This window comes from Paenibacillus montaniterrae, from assembly GCF_018403185.1.
Taxonomy (GTDB): Bacteria; Bacillota; Bacilli; order Paenibacillales; family Paenibacillaceae; genus Pristimantibacillus; species Pristimantibacillus montaniterrae.
The window spans coordinates 38754-60217 of record NZ_BOSE01000010.1 but is presented as its reverse complement, the minus strand read 5'-3'; the positions used below and the strand labels follow the sequence as shown (position 1 = coordinate 60217).

Annotated in this window: 18 protein-coding genes and 1 pseudogene; all 19 read right to left on the bottom strand. The window is 48.1% G+C overall.

Annotated features, from left to right (window positions below; genetic code table 11):
* Nucleotides 1-74 precede the first annotated feature (74 nt).
* A complete protein-coding gene (locus KJS52_RS21615; protein WP_213519372.1) occupies nt 75-686 on the bottom strand; it encodes a DUF3298 and DUF4163 domain-containing protein in 612 nt (203 codons plus the stop codon).
* Between the two features lie 144 nt (nt 687-830).
* A pseudogene (locus KJS52_RS21610) lies at nt 831-2375 on the bottom strand (catalase); the annotation flags it as partial.
* 163 nt (nt 2376-2538) lie between these two features.
* A complete protein-coding gene (locus tag KJS52_RS27815; RefSeq protein ID WP_281425673.1) occupies nt 2539-2670 on the bottom strand; it encodes a hypothetical protein in 132 nt (43 codons plus the stop codon).
* A gap of 112 nt (nt 2671-2782) precedes the next feature.
* Nucleotides 2783-4333 (bottom strand): sensor domain-containing diguanylate cyclase, encoded by a 1551-nt coding sequence (locus KJS52_RS21605; protein WP_213519371.1) that lies wholly within the window; start codon nt 4331-4333, stop codon nt 2783-2785.
* Nucleotides 4334-4408: 75 nt separating this feature from the next.
* Nucleotides 4409-5158, bottom strand: a complete 750-nt coding sequence (locus tag KJS52_RS21600; RefSeq protein WP_213519370.1) for a hypothetical protein — start codon at nt 5156-5158, stop codon at nt 4409-4411.
* Between the two features lie 33 nt (nt 5159-5191).
* Nucleotides 5192-5458: a hypothetical protein gene (locus KJS52_RS21595; RefSeq protein WP_213519369.1), complete on the bottom strand. Its 267-nt coding sequence runs from the start codon at nt 5456-5458 to the stop codon at nt 5192-5194.
* 169 nt (nt 5459-5627) lie between these two features.
* Complete coding sequence (locus tag KJS52_RS21590; RefSeq protein WP_213519501.1) at nt 5628-7103, bottom strand: protein adenylyltransferase SelO; 1476 nt, start codon at nt 7101-7103, stop codon at nt 5628-5630.
* A gap of 224 nt (nt 7104-7327) precedes the next feature.
* Nucleotides 7328-8245, bottom strand: a complete 918-nt coding sequence (locus KJS52_RS21585) for a DUF8832 domain-containing protein (protein ID WP_213519368.1) — start codon at nt 8243-8245, stop codon at nt 7328-7330.
* Between the two features lie 22 nt (nt 8246-8267).
* Entirely contained in the window at nt 8268-10685 is a 2418-nt protein-coding gene (locus KJS52_RS21580; RefSeq protein ID WP_213519367.1) for a heavy metal translocating P-type ATPase, read from the bottom strand.
* A 129-nt stretch (nt 10686-10814) separates the two neighbouring features.
* Entirely contained in the window at nt 10815-11021 is a 207-nt protein-coding gene (gene copZ, locus KJS52_RS21575) for a copper chaperone CopZ (protein ID WP_213519366.1), read from the bottom strand.
* A gap of 185 nt (nt 11022-11206) precedes the next feature.
* Nucleotides 11207-13378, bottom strand: coding sequence for a methyl-accepting chemotaxis protein (locus KJS52_RS21570; protein WP_213519365.1), 2172 nt, complete (start codon nt 13376-13378; stop codon nt 11207-11209).
* 112 nt (nt 13379-13490) lie between these two features.
* Entirely contained in the window at nt 13491-14291 is an 801-nt protein-coding gene (locus tag KJS52_RS21565; RefSeq protein ID WP_213519364.1) for an alpha/beta fold hydrolase, read from the bottom strand.
* A gap of 224 nt (nt 14292-14515) precedes the next feature.
* Entirely contained in the window at nt 14516-15415 is a 900-nt protein-coding gene (locus KJS52_RS21560) for a 3-hydroxyacyl-CoA dehydrogenase (protein ID WP_213519363.1), read from the bottom strand.
* A gap of 73 nt (nt 15416-15488) precedes the next feature.
* Nucleotides 15489-18275 carry a glycoside hydrolase family 3 C-terminal domain-containing protein gene (locus KJS52_RS21555; RefSeq protein ID WP_213519362.1) on the bottom strand — a complete coding sequence of 929 codons (2787 nt, stop codon included), beginning with the start codon at nt 18273-18275 and terminating at the stop codon, nt 15489-15491.
* A 325-nt stretch (nt 18276-18600) separates the two neighbouring features.
* Nucleotides 18601-19143, bottom strand: a complete 543-nt coding sequence (locus KJS52_RS21550; protein ID WP_213519361.1) for a dihydrofolate reductase family protein — start codon at nt 19141-19143, stop codon at nt 18601-18603.
* A gap of 20 nt (nt 19144-19163) precedes the next feature.
* Nucleotides 19164-19517, bottom strand: a complete 354-nt coding sequence (locus tag KJS52_RS21545) for an MmcQ/YjbR family DNA-binding protein (protein ID WP_011246262.1) — start codon at nt 19515-19517, stop codon at nt 19164-19166.
* Complete coding sequence (locus tag KJS52_RS21540; protein WP_011246263.1) at nt 19504-19911, bottom strand: VOC family protein; 408 nt, start codon at nt 19909-19911, stop codon at nt 19504-19506. Before KJS52_RS21540 ends, KJS52_RS21545 begins: the two co-directional genes overlap by 14 nt.
* 123 nt (nt 19912-20034) lie before the next feature.
* Nucleotides 20035-20838, bottom strand: a complete 804-nt coding sequence (locus KJS52_RS21535; protein ID WP_213519360.1) for a helix-turn-helix domain-containing protein — start codon at nt 20836-20838, stop codon at nt 20035-20037.
* A 69-nt stretch (nt 20839-20907) separates the two neighbouring features.
* Nucleotides 20908-21462: a TetR/AcrR family transcriptional regulator gene (locus tag KJS52_RS21530; RefSeq protein WP_213519359.1), complete on the bottom strand. Its 555-nt coding sequence runs from the start codon at nt 21460-21462 to the stop codon at nt 20908-20910.
* Between the last annotated feature and the right edge of the window lie 2 nt (nt 21463-21464).

Here is a 21464-nt window from a genome sequence, read left to right as displayed (position 1 = left end):
CGCAGCATGCTCGTTTTTTTGCTTGAGCAGGCTCAGACTAAACGATGAGATGAGAGTCACCGGCCGCAGCAATTTTACATCAATATGCCTAAGGGCCCTTCCTGATCAATAATGTCGCTAATTTCATAGATCGAAATAGGAAAATACAAAATGCCATATACGTACGGTGCCAGCTCATAAAGCTGGTAATACAACACAAGCGTTTTATCGGCGACATAAAACTCCTGATCCGGCGATATGCTGGTGAACGGCTCCAGCACATCAATATTGCGCTGCTTGATCTGCTCAGCCACTATTGCAGACAGCCTTGCCACGTAGTCGCTGCCGGGCTTGAACAGCTGACCAAGCGTATAGACGCGCTTCTTGGCCATATCAAAGGTTAAGGAGCGCACTACGGTCATGCCATGCGCCGCATGATAGTGATAAACATAGTTTGATTGCGTCAAGCTTAAAATATTGCGCTGGTTATTTTTCAGCTCATAATGCCCGAGCAGCGTAGTTACCGAGGATAAATCCTCGCCTACCTGCAAATGAATCAGCTCCTGTGCCTGTCTGGCAATCATTGCGTTCACCGTTGACTGCCACGCTTTATCGTGCAGCCCGACCACTTCCGGGTAATATACGACTCGATCTTCGCCAGCACGCACTGTAATCGTCCGTGTTGCAATTGGAAATGCTTCTGTCACTGCTACCATCCCCACTTTCTTGATAGCATATCGTATGCTTTAGGCGCCTGCCAGGTGTCAGCTGCCCACAATAAAATCCCCTTCCCAGACAGCCCATTCAGCTATTCAGAAAAGGGGATTGCTTATTGCTTACTGCTTATGTCATTAATAAGGGTCAGAAGGCTCGCCCAGCTCCATCGCTTCAGAAACAGCCGTTTCATTTTTTGTAGGCTGCTGCTGTCCTGCCGCCTTTAATCCTTCTGCAACACGTCGGCCATAGTCAGGATCCGCTGCAGTAAAGTTGGCGATATGGGCATCCTGGATTTCCTTGCGGCATACCGCAAGATTGGCGACCAGATTGGCAATTAGCTCATCGCGCTCCCAGTCGCTTAACCGGCGATAGGTTTCTCCCGCTTGTCCGAAATTGTTCTCGCGAGGAATCGTCTCGCGTACAAGATTTCCTTCGACATATGGCGTAAATTCCTTGCCTGGATTACTCGCTTCCTTTAGTCCGCCGATAAGTGATGGCTCATAGTTGACATGCGGGTTTTTGTCCTTGTCAAAATCGGTGCGATAATCCATCTGGCCCGCTTCGGCATTGGTCGCGACATATTTCTTGGGACGGTTGATTGGAAGCTGCAAATAGTTCGTGCCTACACGGTGACGCTGTGTATCCGAGTAGGAGAAGGTTCTGCCTTGCAGCAGCTTGTCATCCGAAAAGTCCAGTCCATCTACCAATACCCCTGTACCAAATGCAGACTGTTCAACCTCGGCAAAGTAGTTTTCCGGATTTTTATTTAGCACCATTTTGCCAACCTTATGCCAAGGGAATTGATCCTTATACCACAGCTTGGTTGGATCAAGCGGATCAAAGTCTAGCTCCGGGTGATCATGGTCCTCAATAATTTGCACATATAGCTCCCATTCCGGATAATCTCCACGCTCAATAGCTTCATACAGATCAAGCGTAGCATGATCATAGCTCAGCTTCTGAATTTCATTCGCCTGCATTTGCGTTAAATTGCGAATTCCTTGCAGCGGCTCAAAATGATATTTGACGAGCACCGATTTTCCTTCAGCATTGACCCAGCGATAGGCATGGACGCCTGAGCCTTGCATTTGACGGTAATTGGCTGGAATGCCCCATGGTGAAAACAAAAAAGTGAGCATATGCGTCGCTTCCGGCGTTTGCGCCAGAAAATCAAACATTCTTTCCGGATCGGATACATTGGTGACTGGATCTGGCCGGAATGAATGAACCATGTCAGGGAATTTCAACGGATCGCGGATAAAGAAAATTTTCAGGTTGTTGCCTACCAGATCCCAGTTGCCGTCCTCTGTATAAAACTTTATAGCAAAGCCTCGCGGATCGCGCAGCGTCTCAGGCGAATGACCGCCATGCACAACGGTCGAGAAGCGAACAAATACTGGCGTCTTTATTTCCGTGTTTGTGAAAACCTTGGCTCTCGTATATTGGGAAATCGGCTTTCCATCTACTGTGCCGTATGATTGAAAATAGCCATGAGCGCCGGCGCCGCGCGCATGAACGACACGCTCCGGGATTCGTTCACGGTCAAAATGACTGATTTTTTCCAAAAAATCGTAGTTTTCCAATGTTACAGGACCGCGATTGCTTACAGTGCGCACGTTTTGATTGTTAGTGACCGGATGCCCCTGCTGATTCGTAAGCATATTGGGGTCTTGATTTTCCTTATTCAAAGCAATTCCTCCTATTACATGATGAAGCTAGTATTTCCAATTGATGCAGCTTTATGTAGCGCAGTGCTCCACTTATTGACAAAAAAACTAGCCCTGCTGGCTGCAGAAGCCAGCGGGGCTAGTTTTTGATTAGAATAAGCCTATAGATGTCTGTTTACTTATTTTTTGCTTTACCTTGAATTTCAGGAACCGGGGGAATATCGTTTTTCGGCATATGCATTTTATGATTGCTTTCTGTTCCATGCGGTTCTTTAGGGTCTGGTCTTCTCATCCCTGCTTTAGCCATTATGATCACCTCATAAAACAGTATCCCTAATATCAAAATTATTATGCGAGCTTGAGGCGTATGAGCCTGTGGTTAATGCTGGCTGCCTTTGCATGCAGCATCCCTTCCGCCTTCAGCCTGCATTGCTGCGGTTGCGGCCATCATGCTTCGCTTTATACAAGCGTTGATCCGCCAGCTGAAACAGCTTGTCGGCTTGTCCGCGCTCGCTTGAATCGGCTATGCCTGCTGATATCGTGATTATGTCGCCGCTGGGACTGTCTGTTTCACATACGAGCATACGCAATCGCTCAGCAATCTGAAAAGCCTTGGAACGGTTATGATTGGGCAGCAGAATAACAAATTCTTCACCGCCATAGCGGCAGCATAAAGCCTGTTCGCCAGCAGCGGCCTTCATCCTTTCGGCCAAATAGACGAGCACCTTGTCGCCAACCGCATGTCCATAGGTGTCGTTAACCTGCTTAAAGTGGTCAATATCAACGACGACCAGCGCAAACATTTGGCGTTCAAGCAGCCATTGATTGATCAGCCTGTCCATCGTACGGCGATTTGTCAGCTTGGTTAACGGGTCTGTATTCGATTCCTGCGTAATATGGTCTACTTTATCGTGAAGAAAGCCCAGGCTAAAGGTTAATGCACGCTTTAGCTGCGTTGCTTCATAATACCACGCCTTAACTTTGTTAAAGCGGTCATGCTCATTGCTTTTCGTGCTCGATTCAGTAAGCACAGCAAGCCTTTGCAGCGGCCTCGCGATCAAATTGGAAATGAAGAAAATAACCGCGATCGACACAAGCAATATAGGCAACGCATTCAACAGCATCTGATCAATCATTTTGCGATTGGCTTCCAGCGCCATCGCAGTTGGACGCTGCGACACAATTCCCCAGCCCAGCGTAGGCACATAGGCATAGCCGGCGAGCATGTCAACATGCTCCGTATTGCTGACTCGCTCCGCACCGCTCTGCCCGTTCATCAGCTTCTGGACAACCTGATTGCTGCTAACATCATCATTTACTCTTAGCAAATCCTGATGGTAAATAATATGCCCTTTCGCATCGACAACATATACGTATGAGCCGTCGTGGTAGAAATGCTCGCCCAACAATTCATTCAAAAAATTATCCTCTCGCAGATACAACGAGCCACCAACAAGCCCGAGATATTGTCCTTGCTCATCAAAAATCGGGTAGGAGATAAAAATTATTAATCGCCCGGTAATCGCCATATAAGGCTCGCTAATTAACGGCTTGCGCTCAAGCAGCGCTTGCTTGCCGCCTTGCGAGTCCAGCTTTTTTCCAATCAGCTCCAGATTCTGCGGCGAATTTTGCACAATGGTCCCATCCGCGCTGACAATGACTACAGAATTCAATGTATTCGTCTGCAGTCTTAAGCGCTCGGCCTCAGCCAATAGCTGCTGCTCGCTGGCTCCTGCCTCCATCCATGGCGTCAGCGCCTTGGCGCTCTGCTCCAGCGTTTGCAATGCTGTACGAAAAAACAGGTCCGTCGTGGAGGCAAGCTTTTGCGCATAAACACGATTCGTTTCCAAGCCGTTCTCGATCAAGTTTTGCTCATTCGTGCGATAGCCTGAATAAATACTGCCGAATAAGGTCAACGCTACTGCCAGCATTGCGACTGCTAAAATCAAATGCTTTAAAGATAGCTTCATAAATTGCGAGGTTCTCCCTTTATGCAGTGTAGTTGTCTCTATATTATATGATCAGGATAAGCTAGCAAACCCCTATTATTCTATTAAGCTCGTCCACTTCTCGACCTGCCGGCTCATTGAATGCCGCATTTCTGCAAATTGCTGATGTCGATGCCCATTAGCACCCGACGGATGCGGAAAGCCCCACAGCACCAGCTCCTCCGCGAGCAGTCCTTGCTCTACGAGCAAGCGCATCATCCCTTCCACACTGCGACCGAGCGGAATAATCGGGACATTGGGTAGTAGCTGCAGTTGCTTTTTCATATGGGCCTGCACGTAGCTGCACAGTGGCTGATGCTTTAGCAGGCTCGGCTGAGAGCCGCTGTAGTTGCGCCCCTTGTAAAAGGCAGGATAAGGAATAATCGACGTTGTATTCAGCAGATGCGCCTGCTCGTTAAATAAGCTTGAGCTGCTGTCCAGCTTCAGCCACTTATGCACGCCCAGCTGATCGAGCATCGCAATCAGGTTGCTGCGCATCGGCCCTGCAAAGCGGGCTTTGCGCTTGGCGCGATAGCACGCGGCTGCATCGCTTTCTCCGGCCTGAATTGCAGCTTGCGCTTCTGCCAGTGCAAGCTGCATCTGTTGAAAGCCGGGCGTCAATCCTGCTATAACGAGCCTGGCGTCCTGAAACACAACATCATTATGCGGCGCATAGTACAGCTCCAGCGGGGCCAAGCTTTGCACATGAAGCGCATCGATCAGCAGCTCCTCCTTTTTCAGCTCCATAATTGGCGGCATGCTCGCAATGATGTCACGATAGCGTGCCAGCAGTAGTTCATTCGTCATCGCTGCTCCTTTAATTGATTTTGTTGGCGCAAGCTACGATTGCAGCACCATAACCTGATAGGCATAGGTTTGCGGCGGAATGCTCATTGTCAATGCAAGAGGATGCTCAACCTTAACTACCATACTAATTTCCAGCTCATCAAAGGAAATAGCTTTTCCATGGGCGCACAGCAGCTCTGTATCGCTATCGATATGCACAATCAAGCCAAATTGATCAATGCCGTCCAATTGAATGCTTTGCTGCTGGTCATTTCTATGAATACTGAAAATTACACCTACCAATGTTACGCTTTGCTCCAAATCGCCACACCCCTTCATCAACTTATTTAAAATCTGTTAAGCTTCGGGTACATGACACTTTCCATAAGCGAAAAGAGTCTTGTGCAACATACGCACAAGACTTAAAAATGTTACAATGATTTCGTTTACTAATTGTCAACCATTTTATCCTTGCTCGGCTGGCGAAGAACTACGTACCGCAGTAGGTGACATAGCCGCAATCCATCTTCTCATCCGGCGGATCGACATAAGCAAGCTGCTCGGAGGCATAGGCATAGGGCTGGCGAAGCGCTTCAACAAATTGCTCTAGCGGCTCATAGTCCCCTTGCTCAACTGCAAGAGCAAGCACCTTTTCCACCTGATGATTGCGCGGAATAATCGAAGGGTTGCTGCGGCGCATAAGCTGTACAGCCTCTTCCTCCGTTGCCTGCTGCTCTGCACGGCGCTTCAGCCAGCGCTCCTGCCAAGCCGTCCAATTATGATGCTGCTGAACCGCAAGCGACTCGTCCTGCAGCGTCAGCCCGCGAAATGTATTCGTGTAATCTGCGCCTGCCTCCTGCATCATTTCCAGCAGCTCGAAAATAAGCGCTTCATCCTCCGCTGCCTCATTCGCCAGCCCAAGCTTGGCACGCATGCCAGCCAGCCAATGGTGCTTGTAAAGCGCGGAAAACTGCGAAATCTCCTGCTGTGCCAGCTCAACTGCGCGAGAAGAATCCGGATCAATTACCGGCAGCAGCGCCTCGGCAAATCTGGCCAGGTTCCACGCTGCAATTTGCGGCTGATTGCCATAAGCGTAGCGGCCACCTGTGTCGATGGAGCTAAACACAGTCGCCGGATCGTATTTGTTCATAAATGCGCAAGGACCAAAGTCGATTGATTCGCCGCTAATTGTCATATTGTCGGTGTTCATCACGCCATGAATAAAGCCAACATGCTGCCAGGAAGCGATCAGCTTCGCCTGATTGTGGATAACAGCCCGCAGCAAGGCAAGCGCCTGGTTGTCAGCTTCAGCATGCTCGGAATAATGGCGCTTGATGGCATACTCGACAAGCTGCTGCAATACATCCGCCCCGCCCCAATTGGCTGCATATTGAAACGTTCCGACGCGCAAATGGCTGGCGGCTACACGCGTTAAAACTGCACCCGGCTGAGCCTTTTCCCGCTGCACATTTTCGCCTGTTTCCACGACTGCCAAACTGCGTGTTGTTGGAATGCCCAGTCCATGCAGCGCTTCGCTAATGATGTACTCGCGCAGCATCGGCCCAAGCGCTGCCCTGCCATCTCCCCCGCGCGAATACGGCGTGCGGCCCGAGCCCTTTAATTGAATGTCGACGCGTTCGCCATTTGGCGTCAAATGCTCGCCAAGCAGCAGCGCCCGACCGTCTCCCAGCATCGTAAAATGCCCAAACTGATGTCCTGCATAGGCTTGAGCCAACGGCTCGGAGCCTTCTGCCAGTTTATTGCCGCTTAGCACTGCGATTCCTTGCTCTGAAGCAAGCGCCTCGGCTTGAAGTCCAAGCTGCGCTGCAAGCGGCTCATTCAGCACGCCAAGCTGAGGAGCCTGAACAGCAGTCGGCTGCTGCAAATGATACAGCTTGTCCGATAGCCGGGCATAGCTGTGATCCCAGTTCCAGCCCACGTTCAATGATGTTGTCGTTTCCTTCATCGCTGTACCCCCTATATCCAAAATCAACGTTGTTGTTCCCGTAACGTTGTTGTACCACAAACGTTGTTGCTCCACTATTATAAGTGCTTAAAGCAGCTTGTTCCTACTATAGCATATTGAAGGTTGCGAGTGCTTACTGTCACGCTTTTACTATGTACAATTTCTCAAAAAATAACCTTCTGCCACTATGCCCAGTGACAGAAGGTTATCGGAGCAGCGTCTATTTATTTAACTTCGATCACATATGGATATACATTGACTACGCCATTAAATTGAAACTCCGCCCAAAGCTTGTACAGCCCTGGCTCGCTAAATTCGGTCGCGAATATCGTCTGATCCTCGGCTGCCGGATGGACATGGATGAATCGCTCTGCCTTCTCATCCAGGATCACAACGTGGCCCAATGCGCCTAAATAGCGTTCAGGAGTTGCATCCTTTATATGAAACTCGAGGCTGATCGGCTGATCGACTTCAAATGCTTGCGGCTTCAGCTCGACAGCTTGACCATTGACGGTTTTAATCCATTCGCGGTCTGGAGCAAGCTCGCTAGCCTGCGGCTGATGCGCTTCTCCGATATGCAGCTCCAGCGGCTGAACGGCATAGCTGAGCCCGACCGGTTTAATATCAACGAATGCGCGATAAGCGTTGTCAGGCAGCTCGAGCTGCTGCACAAATATGCCGTCCTGCTGCTCCTGCGGGTGCAAATGGTAGTATTGCTGCAAATCCGAGCTGACAACAATGAGATGCATCAGCTTTTCATGGCTAAGCTCCAGCTGCGGCATGGCATTGTTTTTGTCCTTCAGCTCAATCGCAATTTCACCATCAGCATAGGAGATATTCGCCGCAACCTCGCTTGCCTGATTTCCATCATGCGAATGCTCGCTATGCTGAGCAGAATGCTCATTGTTATGCTCATTGTTATGCTCATCTACGGAATGGCTGTTATCTGCAGCTTGATCGTCCGACGCGATATGATCATCCAAGGCTGCAGCATGTTCATTCGCTGCATGTTCATCAGCGCCGTGCTCATTGCCGCGCTCGCCTTTGTCCCCCTGCATGCTTGCATAAACGCTATAGCCGGCAATCACGACGCCTAGATATACGATCGCTGATGCAGCCCAAATAAGTGTGCTCTTTTTCATATAAGCCTGCTCCCTTCTTCGCTTAGCGCTTTAGCTTGATCCGTTGCAATCGTAACGCATTAAGCACAACCGATACGGAGCTGAACGCCATCGCCGCTCCGGCCAGCCAAGGTGCCAACAAGCCTACTGCTGCAATCGGCACGCCAAGGCTGTTGTAAGCCAGCGCCCAAAACAAGTTTTGCTTAATATTTACGATCGTTTTTCTGCTTATTACGATCGCATCCGCGATGCTGTTAAGATCGCCTCGGATAAGCGTAATGTCAGCCGCCTCCATCGCTACATCTGTCCCTGTGCCGATTGCCATGCCAATGTCGGCTGTAGCAAGCGCAGGAGCGTCATTAATGCCATCCCCTACCATTGCTACCTTCTTGCCAGCCGACTGCAATTTTTTAACCTCTTCAGCCTTGCCTTCCGGCAAAACCTCGGCAATAACATGCTTGATGCCGGCTTGATCGGCAATCGCTTGCGCTGTCTGCGCATTATCGCCTGTAATCATAACGACGTCCAAGCCCATGTCATGCAAGCGGGAAATCGCTTCTCGCGACGTATCCTTAATCGTATCAGCGACTGCCACCAGCCCGGCATAACGGCCGTCAATTGCTGCCAGCATCGCGGTTTTCCCTTGCTTCTCCAAGCCCTCCATCACATTTAGCTGCGACTGGATGTCTATGCTATGCTTCGCCATCAGCTTGCGCGTTCCCACCAAGACTTGCTTGCCTTCCACAACCGCTTGTATGCCGTGACCAGGAATGGCGGTAAACTGTTCAACCGAGGACAGCGCGATTCCTTTTTCTTTAATGCCGTCTACAATAGCTTCTGCTAACGGATGCTCAGAGCTGCGTTCAGCCGAGCCGACTAGAGCTAGAAGCTGCTGCTCGTCAACACCATCCGCAGCAATTACATCAGTCAAATCAGGCTTGCCATTCGTAACTGTACCTGTTTTATCAACGATAATCGTATCAAGGCGGTGGGCTGTCTCCAAATATTCCCCACCTTTGAACAAAATGCCGAATTCAGCAGCTCGCCCAGATCCCGCCATAATCGAGGTTGGAGTGGCAAGACCAAGCGCACATGGACATGCAATAACGAGCACGGCAATAAATTTCTCCAGCGCTTCAGCAAATTCGCCAGGGCTTACTGCAAAGTACCATATTAAAAAGGTAATAACCGCAATGCCAACTACAATTGGAACAAACACACCGGAAATAACGTCAGCCATGCGCTGGATCGGCGCTTTAGAGCCTTGAGCCTCCTCAACAACCTTAATAATTTGTGCCAGCGCAGTATCCTTGCCCACCTTGGTCGCTTCAATTTTAAGAAAGCCGTTTTTGTTAATGGTCGAACCGATTACATAATCGCCAACAGATTTGTCAACCGGTATGCTTTCTCCAGTTAGCATGGACTCATCAAGCGCCGATTGCCCTTCCACAATTTGACCGTCAACCGGCACCTTTTCACCAGGCTTAACATAGACCAGATCTCCTGCAAGCACCTCTTCGATCGGAATGACGAGCTCCTGGCCGTTGCGCACAACCGTTGCTTGCTTGGCCTGCAAGCCCATCAGCTTTTTGATCGCCTCCGAGGAGCGGCCCTTGGCCTTCGCTTCAAACAGCTTGCCTAATATAATTAATGTAATGAGAACAGCACTTGTTTCATAATACAGCTCTACCATATGAGCATCGGAGCCAATCGACGCGATACTTAAGTAAAGGCTGTAAAAGTAAGCGGCCGACGTTCCCAAGGCAACGAGCACATCCATATTTGCGCTTTTGTTTTTTAGCGCCTTGTACGCGCCGACATAGAACTGTCCGCCAATAATGAATTGAACCGGCGTTGCCAGTGCGAATTGCACCCACGGGTTCATAAACATATCCGGCAGCCATATAAACGAAGTAAATTCAAAGTGACTGACCATCGCCCATAGCAACGGAAAGGCTAAAATCGCTGCAAACAAAAATTTGCCCTGCTGCTTTTCAATCTCCTTTTGCCGATGATCGACCTGCTCTCCCGCTTTTTCCTGCTTTTGCTCAAGTGAATAGCCTAGCTTTTTGATCGCTTCTTTCATATCCTGCACAGAAATTTGCGAGGGGCTGAATTCCACCTGTGCTGTTTCCAAAGCGAAGTTAACAGTCGCTTTCTCAACGCCATCCAATTTATTGAGCCGTTTTTCTATTTTATTGGCGCAAGCCGCACAGGTCATGCCCGTTATATCAAATTCAGTCCGATCCATGACGAGATCGTAGCCTAACGCTTGAACCTTTTCCTTAAATTTTGCGATATCCGTTTTATTAGGATCATATTTTATTTTGGTCGTTTCAAGCGCAAAATTTACGTTAGCTTCTTCTACGCCTTCAAGCTTATTCAATCCTTTTTCTATGCGATTGGCGCAAGCTGCACAGGTCATGCCCGTTATTTGCAGATTTGCTTCCTTCTGATCCATCCCGCTCACTCCTAACAGTTGTATACTCCACCAGGGTATCATATTTTCCAAAAACAGATCGTGCTGACTGGCACGACCTGCTTTGGATATGGTATAGAATGCTGAATCATGGAAACGTACTAAAGCCTGTTAGACGATATCGTATCCTTGTTCCTCGATCACTTCAGTAATTTGCTCCAGGCTGATTGCATTTGCATCAAAAGCAACATCAACCTTTCCATCTGCAAGATGTACTTTAACAGATTGCACGCCGTTAAGCTTGCCAACATTTCCTTCAATAGAATTGACACAATGTCCGCAGGACATTCCTTGTACGCGTAGTGTTACTTGTTCCATCATCTATTCCTCCCTGGCTTGATTTCATTGTTTTACAGGATCAAGTGTAGAATGATGATCCTGTTGTCATAAATTTACCATACCCCCGTTGGGTATGTCAACGTCATTTAAAAATGTTTCACAAAAAGAACCGCGCTCATCTAAAAAAGACGGCCCGGTTCTCATTATCACCATATGTTCGACATTTATGAGTCTCTATTAATTTTAAATTGCAATAAAATTTGCTGCAGCTCTTGCGACAGCTCATTAAGCTGCTGAGAAACGTCAACCAGCTCGGAGCTAATCGCAATTTGGTTTGCTGAGGTAGAGGCGACCTCCTCGGAGATGGCGGTTGACTGCTCTGCTGTTGCGCTAACATGCAAAATCATTTCCGCTAATGTCGACTGAGCATGATGAAGCTTATTCGCCGAAGCTGTCGTATCGTTAATTTTGCTTACAAAATCACTCATTCGCTGCTCAACCTCATGGAAAATCGCATCGACATGACGAGCAACTGCAATCTGCTCCTGATAGATCGGATAGCTGTCATTCATCGCCTTAACGGTGCCTTCAATTTCCTCTACAATCGCAGCAATAATTTGCCCAACGACGACAATCGACTCACGTGATTGATCGGCAAGCTGGCGAATTTCGTGAGCTACGACCATAAATCCGCGTCCATGCTCACCAGCGCGAGCAGCCTCAATTGATGCATTCAGCGACAGCAAATTCGTATTTTTTGCAATGCTGTCCAGCAAGTCAAGAATTTTGCGTATTTCACTTGCTCGCGACAGCAGCTTGTCCGCCCGCTGCATGTTCTCGCGTGTCAGCGCCTCACCCTCGCTTGTTTTGTCCAGCAGGGCGTTCATCTGCCGTATCCCTTGATTGCTTTCTTCTTGAACGCTGTATGCATGCTGCTGCATGTTAAGGTTGTTGTCCATAAGCGTGCTCATCTCTTGCTGAATCGAAGCAGCATGCGTGCTGCCTTCCTCGGATTGCGTTGCCAGTACATCAGCGCCTCTTGCGATTTCATCTGTCGCAGCCGCAATTTCTCTAGCTGAGTTGTCCATCTGCCTGGATACGATATGCAGCTTTTGCGCGGAGGCCAACACATATTCCAGAGCAGCGCTTGTACGGGAGATTAGCGCGCCAACATTATCTGCCATTTGGTTAAAGCTTTGTCCTAATGCGCCTATTTCGTCCTTGCGCTTGCTTTGCATCCGCACCGACAAATCCCCCTGCTCGACCCGCTTCATCAGCGCAGAAACCTCGCTAATAGGGCGACTGATCATCCGTGCAATTAAGCCACCCAGCAGCAAGGAAATGAGGATTGCACCTGCAATAAGCACCCATGTAACCGTAACAATTTGATCAATCCCTTGTGTAAGCTCGGCTAGTGGAATGTTTTGCACCAGGCTCCAGCCGGTACGCTGCGAGATGCTGTATACGATAAGCTGCTGCCCCTGTATGTATGAGCCCGTCGCCTGATCGCGATCAGCGGGCACTTGGTACTTGCCATGCGTGCGTCGCTCCAGCACCGCTCCATCTGGGGCTTCCCCGCTTGCTTCAGCTATTCCTTCAACGTATGGAGAATCGGTGTAGACGAGCTCGCCTGCAGTGTTGACCAGCTCAGGCAAGGTTCCATCGCTAAGCTTCACGTTCTCCAAAGCCTCGGCAATAAGCTCGTCTTTAAATTCGATAAACAGCAAATAGTTGCCGCTATTCGTTTTCAGCAGCTTGCCCATCGAAATATACGTTGTTTCTGCGCCTGCTTCGCCTTTAGGGATTGCCCCGAGCCATACTGCTTTGCCATCCCCTTCGATAACAGCTGCAAAATAAGGCTGATAAAAGCTGATCGCAGACGTTCCATTGCCCGAGGAAAACAACGCGGAAATATAATCTCGTCCAGTATCGATCTGCGTATACGTTTTTTCGTCAAACAGCTGAATATATACTTTGTTGGTCGTCGCCGTTTGCTTAAGCTTATTATTAATTTTGCCTTCTACATTCATTCGATTTTCGGTTGTCCCTGCCTGAATCAGGTTCAACCGATAGGCGAGATCCCCCATAAACTCCTGATCCAAAATAAGCTGAATCGATATATTCTCGTAAAAATTAAGCAGGTAATCAAGCTTCTCCGACGTTTGCTGCAAGCTTTGCGCTGCAACCTCCGACACCTTGTGCTCCATAGCACGGCTCGATACCGAATACGAAATAACCCCTACTACAACGACCGCACTTACCATACTAATAATAAAAAATAAAAAGAGCTTGGCACCTATCGTATGTAAAAACGTAAACCGGCCAGAGCGTGCGGCAGCATTTTGCTCCGATATGTAAGCGCCTACATTTTGTTGCACCTGCTTGTTTCTTTTCATAAAAGCAGCCCCTTTAGCAAATGTTAATATAAATATTATTTATTAACACTAATATTACTATATAACATTTGCGAGCACAATACATTTATAAAAGGGGCTTTAAAGAAACAACTCAATTGGTTGCAGCTGCTAAACCAAGCCACTGGATAATGGCATTATTCACGCTGTTTCTTTCTTCCCAAAACGCACCGTGACCTCCATTAGCGAGCGGTACAAGCTGAGACCCCGGCAGCAGCTTGTGCATGAGCTCCGCTTGCGAAAACGGAACAACTTGATCATGCACGCCATGCAAAATTAATGCCGGAACTTGGATTTTTGCCAGGTCAGCCGTAAGATCAAATTCGCTAAGCATCCTCATAATCGCGGCGGTCGACCAGCCAGAGGCCTCCAGGCCCAAATTAAAAAACCATTGCTGCAAGGGCTGCGTGGCATATTGAAAGAAAAATTGATTAGTGAGCATCTGCAGCATATGCGGACGATCGTTTAAGGTCATCGAAATAAACTGATCTGCCGTTGCCTGCGGAATGCCAGTAGGCACTGCTGCGTCAAGCAGCACAATGCCCTTGGCGCCAAACCCTTGATGGCGCGACATATAACGGACCGTGATCGCTCCGCCGGTGGAATGCCCGAGCATAACAAAATTGGCGAGGCCTAGCGCATCAATTACCGCTCTTATATCATCGGACAAGCGATCCAGATTGTAGCCGGTAAACGGCTTATCCGATTTGCCGAAGCCGCGCCAGTCAATACCGATGCAGCGAGCACCATAGCTGGGCAATACATCAAATTGATATTCGAACTGCTTATGGCTCAATGGCCAGCCATGCAAAAATACAATTGTCTGCGAGCCCTGCGGGTTCACATCCTCAACATATAGCTTAACGCCTTGCTCAACCTCAACAAAAAAGCCCATGCTCCATCCGCCCTTTCTTTACGCCTATCACTACTATATTCATAGCATGCTTGGCGAATGCAGGTTCATCGGCGATTGTATAAACTTTTGGCGGTAGGGGGCGCTGCGCCGGTTCATAGCTTTTCAAGGTTTAACAATCTTCTTTGGACAAATAAAAAACCGTCCTGTCTGAAATACTGCTGGGCCAGCATTTCAGAGGACGGTTTGGTTTGGTGCATGAGTTGCTATTCCTTTAAAAAGCTTTGCTGGGCAAAGCTTGGATTCGGGTATTGGTAGAAGCCCTCGCCTGTCTCGCGCCCAAGCTTGCCTTGATCGATGTACTGCGTTTTTAGCATTTGTGCGATTTTGCCATATAGCTCGTTGCCTGTGGCCTTTGCCTTGCCTGCTGAAATGTTGTAGGCGGTATTAATGCCGACGACATCCAATATTGCGAACGGACCAAGCGGAGCTCCAGTGCCGATCATCCATGTTTTGTCGATTGTCTCGACATCCGCTATTTCCTTGACAAGCAGCTGCTGCGCTGCTTCCAGAAACGGCACTAGCAGCGAGTTGAGAATATAACCAGGCTGCTCCTTATGCAGCGGCAAGGCAACCATGCCGATCGACTTGGCAAACTGCACAATCGCCTCAAACACCTCGCTGGCTGTACCTGGATGCTTCATAATTTCAGCCGTATTGTTTTTCCAAATTTCATTGGCAAAATGAAGCGCAAGAAATTGGCTTGGACGCCCTGTTGCCTCAGCGAACTGGCTAGGCAGCATCGTTGAGGAGTTGGTGGCAAAGATCGTCTTGGCAGGTGCAGCAGCAGCGAGCTTCGTATAAAAGTCGCGCTTTATATCCGCTACCTCCGGTACCGCTTCGATGACGAGGTCGGCCTGCTCCACCGCCTGCTTTAAATCGCTGGAATAGCTGATCCGCTGCTGTGCAGCAGCAAGCTCCTGCTCATTTGCCCCAAGATCCTCAATATAGTGCTGCGGCAAGACGGCTATCCGTTGCTTCCCTTTGCCCAGCGCCTCGTCATTAATATCGTATATCGTAACCTGATAGCCTTTATATGCGGTTTGGAAAGCGATCTGGCTGCCTAAAACGCCGCTTCCGGCAACAGTAACATGCTTGAAATCCATCAATCTAACTCCATTCTTAGTAGATTTTCAATGTTACGTTGCCCACTGCCCAAGATGTTATACGAGCTTAACGCTATATTTTTTTGAATTCAATCCAATCAATGACCATGCCCGGCTTCGTAAAATCAAGCTTCAGCTCGTAAACGCCTGCCTCCAGCTCCACCTTCACAAGCTTTTGCCTAATCCATTTGCCGTCTGTTCCATTCGTTTGAATCGTTGTCGCCAGCTGATCGTTGAGCAGCACATTGCAGGCGCTTTGTGCAACGTTAGTATGCGGCGACATAATATGGACGATAATGCGATATTGCCCGCCCTCGGAAGCCTTCATAAACACCGAGCCATCCACAACAGGATGAATTTGCGCCTGAACTGCAATATCCTGCGCCTCAACAGCCGCAAGCGCAGAGCTTGCCTGCAAAAATGTGACAGATTCATTGAACTCCTGCTTTCTCGTAAACACGAGCGCATTCATAATAAATTTGCAAATGTTCATCGCACTGCGCTGAAGCTCGCCGCGTGTCAGGCTGCCGTTGGTCAGCGAGGCGATGGTATTGTCGTCATGCGAGTTGATCTCGGCGCCATAGTTGTTGACAACCATATACAAATCGTTTTGCGCGCGAACCATAAAATTCGTGTTGCGCGCATCGGCTGGGCCGCCATTTATAACATCGTTCATAAGCGCCCACCAATCGGTCATAACGATGCCGTCAAAGCCCCATTCGCCGCGCAAAATCGTTGTGTTCAAGTCATAATTGGAGGCTGACCAATGACCGTTGATCGGATTGTAGGAGGTCATGATTGAATTTGCTCCAGCCTGCTTGACTGCAATTTCAAAGCCCTTCAAATAAATTTCACGCACCGCGCGCTCGGATACGACGGCATTCACCTTTGTCCGGTATTGCTCCTGATTGTTGCAGGCAAAATGCTTCAGCGTAGCAGTCGAGCCGCCTTTTTTAATCCCTTTCGTGCAAGCTGCGGCAAATGCGCCGGTAATAAGCGGGTCCTCTGAAAAATACTCGAAGTTGCGGCCATTAAGCGGACTGCGGCGAATGTTCATGCCCGGTCCCAGCAGCGTATCGATTTTGTTGCTGACAAGCTCTTGCCCTTCCATTACGTATAGTCTTTCAATCAGCTCAACATCCCAGGTTGCGGCTAGCAGCGTGCCAATCGAGACCTGTGTTGCCTTCAAGCCGCTGTCCATGCGAATGCCGGATGGACCGTCCGCCGTGCAGGCAACCGGAATGCCGAAATTGTACAACGCATCGCTTACGCCGCCAAAGGCAGACGCTGTACCGGAGGTAACTAGCGGGCTGCTCATCCCTTCTCCGCGCACAAGCGCAGCTAAATCCTCATCGCTGAGCTGAGCGATAAACGCTTCCAGGCTCACTCTGTTTTCCTTGACGTCCTTCAGTTTGTAGCCTTGGTCGCCCGTTTGCGGAATCGTTGGCGGCAAATGCTGCTCGATTCGCTCCTGCAATGAAATTTGTCTCTTTGGCACAAGCTCGTAGGTCAGCTCATAGGTGCCATCCGGCTTTAAGGCGCCGGGCTTGATCCGCTTGTAGTCAGCTGTCGGAGCTAACGCCTCGCTTAGCTGCTCGACAACACGAAGCTCGTCGAGTACAAATCCAGCCTGCCCGGCAAAACGAACACGCTGCGCATTTTTTACACTGTTGCCGACATAAAATACATATTCTCCCGCTTCAAGCACATAAGCAGAACGAAGGCCTGTTGCACCGCCATCATCATACGATGCCATCGAATCGACAGAAAACGTGAGAACAAGCTTCTCTGTCTCTCCAGGCTGAAGCTGCTTCGTCTTGGCAAATGCCGCAAGCGCCTTGACCGGCTGGCCAAGCTTGCCCTGCGGAGCGCCGTAATACACTTGCACAACCTCTTTGCCGCTGTACGTATCGCCAATATTCGTTACTTGCACGGCGATTTCAATATGATCCGCCCCATAGACGTTGACCAGCTTCGCTTCCTCAGCTTCAATTAGAAACTCGGTATAGGACAAGCCGTAGCCAAACTCATACTGAACCTTCTGCGGGCAAAATGTTTCAAAATAGCGGTAGCCTACATAGATGTCTTCTTCATAAATGCTTTCAATTTCACCGCCATAATTTTTCGTTGAAGGATAATCTTGAATCGAATAAGCAATCGTATCCGTCAGCTTGCCGCTTGGCGTAACCTCGCCGACAAGCACATCTGCAATCGCGTTGCCGCCTTCCATGCCACCGTGCCACGCATAGATGACCGCTGCAATCGGATGCACGTAGCTGTCATCATTAAGCCAGCTCATATCGATGATATTGGATACATTAAGTACGACAATCGTTTGTTCAAACTGAGCAGTAACCAGCTTCAGCATCGCTTTCTCGTCCTCAGTCAGCTGGTAGCTGCCAGGCGCATCAGCATTGTCCTGATCCTCGCCTGCGGTGCGTCCGATCACAACAATTGCTTTCGAGGATTGCGCTCTTGCTTCTGCAACCAGCTCTTCCGTCAGCGGCATTTCCTGCTGATGCCAAGGCTCGGCTGCCCAGCCACCGCCGCCATTGTCAAATGGATGCTGCTCAATCCATTGCTCGTATACGCTTGCAAGCTGCTCATTGACATGTATTTGCTGCTTGGCGCGCAGTCCATTCAGCAAATTGGTCGTATGCGTCACATGAACGCTGCCGCCAGAACCGGTCCCGCTGCGGTAATAGTTGATTTGAATTCGCCCGAAGATCGCTACATGCTCACCCTTCAGCAGCGGAAGCGCGTGCCGTTCATTTTTAATAAGCACTGTGCCTTGCGCTGCAACCTCCCTGCTAAATTCGGCAAAGCCAGGCAATGGAATGCCTAATGTTTCTACTGCCATGTTCAACACTCCCCATCGTTATCTTATATGCGCGTATATCGTAGCTGTTCTATAATAAGCGTACATCAGAATGTATAAAACGCCAACTAAACCTTAGGCGTGTCTGATAACCCGCTCAGTGGCACCTTGCATCGCCTTTTCGTTCTTTCCAGTATAATTTCAAACGCATCATCAATCTACACTCATATTTGTATCAGTTATCAGTGGTTTACTAGACATCATCCTTTGCATGTAAAAAGCGCCTCTTGTGTACTGAGAAAATGTTCCGCTCAAAGAACAAATCTCACATACAAAAGAGGCGCTCAATATGATAATCAAGGATACGTTACCTCACAACCCGGTATCGCAGGTGAGTTTCACTCGCAAAGGCTGATGTTTCTATCCGCTCCAACTTAATACGCTCTCCGAGTCCACCAAACAATGAAATGCCTTCACCTAATAGCAGAGGCACTACATCTAGTACAATTTCATCCACTAGACCGAGTTTAAGACATTGCCTGGAGATGCTTCCTCCCAAAAGAGCGACATTTTTATCGCCAGCGCTTTCTTTGGCAGCCTCAACAGCCTGCTTAATATCGTTAACGACGAAACTGTACGTGATACCATCTTTTTCAACCGGTTCGTGGGCTTCGTGCGTCATCAGAAATACCGGGACTTTCAACATGCCACCATACGGTATCTCCCCTTCTTCAATTGTGTTCGTTTTGTTGGCGCCGCCCACTATAGCACCTATTTCCTCCATAACTTTATTGACTACTGCATAATCTTGTTCCACAGCTTCAAAATCAAACATCCAATCGATACCACCGTCTTTGTCGGCCATAAATCCATCAAGTGTCGTTGTAGCATGAATCAAAACTTTTGCCATTATTGTGTCTCCTTTATCGTTCATTTTCTTCCTTGTATTGCTGCATAGTAAGCCTTCACTACTTTTTTAGGAGACACGAGACTCCATGCCAGCATAAGTAAATCGCGGAATTCTCCAGAGTCTACGCGATCCATGCGAACGATCATGAAAGCCAGATTGCTAAAACTGTCTGGTATGCGATAAACCTCGGGCGCCATTGTCGTGTAAGCCAGCAGGTCGTCCTTTGTCGTTTTGATGACCAGTGACACACCGTCCAATTGGATCACTGCAAATATTTTGTTTCGTACACGAAAGGAAGGCTTTCCCCAGTGCTCTACTTCTTCCGTTTCCGGTAAGGATAGCGCCAATTGTCGAACCTGATCAATAGTAACCATGGCCTTCTCTCCCAGTAAAGGTCGCTATGTACCAATGGTTTCCGAAAGGATCTTCCACTCCTCCACTGCGTTCTCCATAGGGCATATCCGCCGGCTCGTACAGTGATGTTGCACCAGCAGCTATTGCTCGTGAATAACATTCATCTGAATCCGCTACAAACAGATGAATCGTATTCGTTCTCGGCGGGAACCTCTCATTCCCTTCTGACAATTCAACGATCGTGTCGCCAATTCGTACTTCTGCATGAGTGATGGCTCCACCTTCACTTGTTCCCCGGTTTAACTCTTCTGCTTCAAACACCTTTTTCAGAAACTCAATCAACTGATTTGCATCTCTTACTGTAAAGTGCGGTGTTACTGTGTGATAACCATGCGGTGCGATTTTTTTAGCCACTTATGCATCCCTCCTTCATTTCGAAAAAACCTTCTTCAAGACAACCTTGATTCCATGAATGTATACACCTTGTTAGATTTATTATAGCCTGTAACCATGAGGATTTATTGTAAATTTTTGACCTTAGGTGAAAATCGCAGCGTGATTATAATGCCTTCCGGATATGGGCTTATATTCGCTTGGATTAAGCCCGGAGAATGATTGGAAATCTTTAATGAAATGTGCCTGATCGTAATAACCGCATTCCAAGGCAATGTCTGTCCATGAACGAGATTCCCCGGAATGAAGATTGCGCAGTACTTCCTGAAACCGATAAATGCGATTTAATCGCTTTGGCGTCATGCCCACTTCTTCCTTGAATAGTTGATTGAATCTTCGATGACTGATGCCGACCTGTTCAATGACCTCGCCTATCCGATGCCCATGAAGGTTGTTCAGCACATATTGTACTGCCGGATGCCTTTCTAAATCCTTTATCGCAAGCGACAGCAATCTTCGTTCAAGAATGTGGAACATCTTTTCTGGTACTAAGGAATCTAGCAGTTCATCACGAAGCCCACTTATTTTTGATCCCCATAATGCATGTAACGGAAGATGTGTATTATGAATCTCATCAAGCCGTTCTTTCAGAAACGGGTGAATACCGCCCGGCTTGAAATGGATGCCGATCACCCTTGACTCACATGTCGAATTGATCACAAAATATTCCGAATGCGGACCGCAGACAATGGCATGGCCAAAAACCAACTCGCGATTGTTGCGATCAAACAGTCGAATCACATCCTCCCCAAGATCGATAATCATTTCCACAGAACCGTCCGGCAAAGTCAGTTCTCTCGAATGAGAAGGATTGTAAGCTTCCATATACCAAAAGTAATCGACAAACATAGATAAAGGCATTTGCGGACTGTAAGTACGAATCAGCATATGACCACCCACTTTGGCTAATTTTTAGGGATAAGTATTTATTTTTTAATCCAATAGTGCCGTTTTAAATTAATTGTAGCTTGAAGCAGCGTGGTCCGAAAGCTGAAAAATTAAATCAGAGAGCTCATCCAAGCTTAATGTAAAGTCATCTTCAATCCACTTTTTAATTATGCTTAAACACCCCATCGTTAAATAACGATATATATAGTCGGCAAGATGATTTGGGTATTCATACTTCAAATTCAACTTTAAGGTATCAATAGCGATACTAATAAAGCTCGTCTGAAATGATAAATTTTCAAGTCGAAACAAGAGAATGCGAACAATTTGGGCATTATTTTTAATATAAGCAAGAAGCTCTTTAAGGAAATTTCTGTCGTTTGATGGATGCTCTATTTTTATTAAATGAGTTTTCACGTGATTGAGAAAATCATCTTCAATTTCATTAAGCAATGCAAATTGGTCTTCATAGTACAAATAAAAGGTGGATCGATTTATTTCGGCATGCGCACAAAGCTCCTTAATTGTGATTTTATGAATCTGCTTATTTTGCATCAAATCAATAAGACTTGTCTTAAGTAATGTTTTAGTTAATCTTACACGTTGATTATCCTTCTTCACCATCA